5 protein-coding genes are annotated in these 2,944 nt (G+C 47.2%); 2 read left to right on the top strand and 3 right to left on the bottom strand.

Translation table 11 applies throughout. The features are described from left to right. The first annotated feature begins 75 nt into the window (after positions 1 to 75). On the top strand, positions 76 to 699 hold the full coding sequence (gene rcsA / locus KQJ18_RS23070; RefSeq protein WP_038641587.1) for a transcriptional regulator RcsA: 624 nt from the start codon (positions 76 to 78) through the stop codon (positions 697 to 699). A 54-nt stretch (positions 700 to 753) separates the two neighbouring features. On the opposite strand, the gene dsrB is transcribed toward rcsA, so the two are convergent. Then, positions 754 to 942, bottom strand: coding sequence for a protein DsrB (dsrB, locus tag KQJ18_RS23075; protein WP_038641589.1), 189 nt, complete (start codon positions 940 to 942; stop codon positions 754 to 756). 163 nt (positions 943 to 1,105) lie between these two features. On the opposite strand from dsrB, the gene yodD reads away from it, so the two are divergent. Beyond that, positions 1,106 to 1,333, top strand: a complete 228-nt coding sequence (yodD, locus tag KQJ18_RS23080) for a YodD family peroxide/acid resistance protein (protein ID WP_032939599.1) — start codon at positions 1,106 to 1,108, stop codon at positions 1,331 to 1,333. Between the two features lie 205 nt (positions 1,334 to 1,538). Here the strand turns inward: yodD and KQJ18_RS23085 are convergent, their stop codons facing one another. Together KQJ18_RS23085 and KQJ18_RS23090 are read right to left on the bottom strand one after the other, a co-directional pair. Further along, on the bottom strand, positions 1,539 to 1,721 hold the full coding sequence (locus tag KQJ18_RS23085) for a DUF2158 domain-containing protein (RefSeq protein WP_038641592.1): 183 nt from the start codon (positions 1,719 to 1,721) through the stop codon (positions 1,539 to 1,541). Between the two features lie 77 nt (positions 1,722 to 1,798). After that, positions 1,799 to 2,713 carry a DUF808 domain-containing protein gene (locus tag KQJ18_RS23090; RefSeq protein ID WP_170973669.1) on the bottom strand — a complete coding sequence of 305 codons (915 nt, stop codon included), beginning with the start codon at positions 2,711 to 2,713 and terminating at the stop codon, positions 1,799 to 1,801. Positions 2,714 to 2,944: the final 231 nt, after the last annotated feature.

Below are 2,944 nucleotides of genomic sequence, written 5' to 3' on the forward strand. Positions count from 1 at the left end.
GTTATTATTCCGTTTAGTTGTGATGCAATAATCAGGTAAGGGGAATTATCGTTACGCATTGAGTGAGGGTATGCCATGTCAACGATTATTATGGATTTATGCAGTTACACCCGGCTAGGGTTGACCGGATATCTGGTCAGTCGGGGGGTGAAAAAAAGGGAAATCAACAATATTTCCAGCGTTGGTGAACTCAGTCTCGCCTGTGTTTCTCTGCAACCCGCTGTGGTGTTTATTAATGAGGACTGTTTTATCCACGATCCTGCTGACAGTCAGCAAATCAAGCAAATCATTAATCAGCATCCCAGTACATTATTTATTGTATTTATGGCAATTGCCAATGTGCATTTTGATGAGTATCTTTTAGTCAGAAAAAATTTATTGATCAGTTCTAAATCAATTAAGCCTGATTCACTGGATGAACTTCTTGGCGATATTCTGAAAAAGGAAGTCAATATTGCTATCGATGTTAATCTGCCGACATTGTCATTAAGCCGTACCGAATCCAGCATGCTACGCATGTGGATGGAGGGACAGGGAACAATACAGATATCAGATCAAATGAATATCAAGGCCAAGACCGTCTCATCCCATAAGGGAAATATAAAACGAAAGATTAAGACGCATAATAAGCAAGTTATCTATCACGTGGTTCGACTCACGGATAACGTCACCAATGGTATCTTTGTGAATATGCGTTAAAACGTTCTGACTGGTGGCGGAACCACCAGTCAGAATCATGCAGAAGAACTTACCTCACTCTATTTTTTCCACAAAGATACCGTCCTGATGACCTGATTCATTAAAGAACCAGATACCGAGCGGGTAGTCTTCCAGCGAAACCAGGTACATGGTGCCTTCACTAAACTCTTCGATTGCCAGTACCACGCCCGGCCGACGTGGACCGCCGTCCGTTTTGACTGTGACCCGATCATTCACCTTCATCGTTTTCCTCCTGTGGCTTTGTGCCAGTGTAGAACAAATTCCTTTTTGTGGCAGCGTCCGGCGCATGCGATTGCGGGTTTTCTCGACGGTCTATACTTAAGTGGTGCGCATCTGAGGTTTTGATGCGCTCCCCCGGTATCCTTAACGGTTGAGAGGTATGAGGATGAAAACCGCGAAAGAGTACAGCGATACGGCCAAACGCGAAGTCAGCGTCGATGTAGACGCGCTGCTGAAGGCAATCAACGAAATCTGCGAGAGTGAAATTCATCGCAGTCAGGACGATCCTGAACGCGTCAGCATCGACGGGCGTGATTACCATACATGGCATGAACTGGCCGATGCGTTCGAGCTTGATATCCATGATTTTAGCGTGTCGGAAATCAATCGCTGACTGAGGGTGAAAAAAATCCCGGCCCTCATCGGGCCGGGATCAAACTTGCTTATGCAAGAAGCACTTGAAAATTCGTTACACCAGGAAATCTGATGTAAAACAAACCTTATCTGCAATTTTTTTGCCTGACAAGAAAATAATTCTCACCAAAATGATAAATATAACTAATGGTTGAGAGTTCGCCGGGTTACGGCCAGGCCCAATATCAGGTGTCCTGGCAGAGCGATCTTTGCTCGCCGGGCACCAGTTCATCTTCACGGAATGCTTCCCGTTTAACGCCAAAGCCGTCGTACCAGCGACACTCCACCATTCCGCTGGCATACCCGGTAACGATCATGCGTGGGCCACCCTCTTTCGAAGTGACTTCCTCACTGACAGAAAAGACCATACCTGCCTCCTGTATCAAGAGAAACCTTTACACCTTAGACGACAAAAAGGCTTTTTGCGTAATTAATCCGGCGACAATTAGTGCGAAACTCCGCGCAGTCTGGCAACGGTTTTCACCAGCAGAACGACTATTCCACCAATGATAAAGCCGAGCACCAGATTAAGCAGGGTCGGAAGCATAAGCCCAATCAATGCGCTTTGCTGCTGGGCAAAATGTTCTATCGCATGATGCAGCGGTGATATTCCATGTACAACAATCCCACCCCCTACTAAAAACATCGCCAGCGTGCCCACCACTGAAAGTGTTTTCATCAGCCAGGGGGCAACAACCAGTAGTCCTTTCCCCAGCGATTGGGCAAGCAGGCTGCGCTTTTCTGCCAGCCAGTAGCCGATATCATCCAGCTTAACGATAATCCCTACCAGGCCATACACGCCCACGGTCACCACTAAGGCGATACCTGATAACACCAGCACCTGATTCAACAACGGCGCATCCGCCACAATACCGAGGGTGATGGCGACAATCTCAGCGGATAAAATGAAATCGGTACGTATCGCACCTTTGATTTTATCTTTCTCAAAGGTCAGTGGGTCCTGCGCCGCCAGAGATGCCAGACGCTGCTGGCGCTCTTCCGGGGTCTCTTTGTGTTTACGCGCTTCCAGGGTGTGAAGCACTTTTTCCACCCCTTCAAAACAGAGAAACGCCCCGCCTACCATTAATAAGGGGGTGATCGCCCAGGGTATAAAGGCGCTAATCAATAGCGCCAGCGGTACAAGAATAACTTTGTTAACAAACGACCCTTTAGCCACGCTCCAGACCACCGGGAGTTCGCGGTTCGCCCGCACGCCCGACACCTGTTGCGCATTGAGCGATAAGTCATCTCCCAAGACACCCGCGGTTTTTTTCGCGGCCAGTTTTCCCATGACCGAGATATCGTCGAGTAAGGTAGCGATATCATCGAGTAAGGTCAGTAAGCTACTTCCTGCCAAAATGTTAACCCTCAATATTATTTTTTTGCCGTATTAAGTATGAAGTAAAACACGCCATGCGGAAACTGGCCTTTCTGGTCAACAAATATTTAACAATGGCATGCAATTATAAATCTCGCCAGCACGATAGTTTTGACGTTTACTATGTTGCACCTTTTTATTTCCACCGTGAGGGATTATGCGTTTCAGGCAATTGTTACCACTTTTCAGTGCGCTCTTCGCGCTGTATATCAT

The sequence above is a fragment of the Citrobacter sp. S55_ASV_140 genome (assembly GCF_018919505.1).
Lineage (GTDB): Bacteria > Pseudomonadota > Gammaproteobacteria > Enterobacterales > Enterobacteriaceae > Citrobacter > Citrobacter werkmanii.

Bases quoted from the DNA above. Each gene is read 5' to 3' on its own strand.
- rcsA (WP_038641587.1), top strand. From the start codon at position 76: ATGTCAACGATTATTATGGATTTATGCAGTTACACCCGGCTAGGGTTG.
- dsrB (WP_038641589.1), bottom strand. From the start codon at position 942: ATGAAGGTGAATGATCGGGTCACAGTCAAAACGGACGGCGGTCCACGT.
- yodD (WP_032939599.1), top strand. From the start codon at position 1,106: ATGAAAACCGCGAAAGAGTACAGCGATACGGCCAAACGCGAAGTCAGC.
- KQJ18_RS23085 (WP_038641592.1), bottom strand. From the start codon at position 1,721: ATGGTCTTTTCTGTCAGTGAGGAAGTCACTTCGAAAGAGGGTGGCCCA.